Genomic DNA, 293 nt, shown 5'->3' on the forward strand with positions numbered 1-293 from the left:
GGCGTCCAGCGCCTGCGCCACCGCCTCGGCGTGCGGCCCGTCTACAAGACGGTCGACACCTGCGCCGCGGAGTTCGAGGCCAAGACGCCCTACCACTACTCGACCTACGAGCTGGATCCGGCGGCCGAGTCCGAGGTGGCGCCGCAGACCGAGCGCGACAAGGTCATCATCCTGGGTTCGGGACCCAACCGGATCGGCCAGGGCATCGAGTTCGACTACTCGTGCGTCCACGCCGCGCTCACCCTGTCCGAGGCCGGGTACGAGACCGTGATGGTCAACTGCAACCCGGAGAC

1 protein-coding gene is annotated in these 293 nt (G+C 68.6%); it reads left to right on the top strand.

Going from position 1 to position 293, the window contains the following annotated elements:
- On the top strand, positions 1–293 hold a 293-nt coding region (locus B4M60_RS02615), incomplete at both ends, for a hypothetical protein (RefSeq protein ID WP_291080014.1).

Source organism: Dietzia sp. UBA5065 (assembly GCA_002415925.1).
GTDB lineage: Bacteria > Actinomycetota > Actinomycetes > Mycobacteriales > Mycobacteriaceae > Dietzia.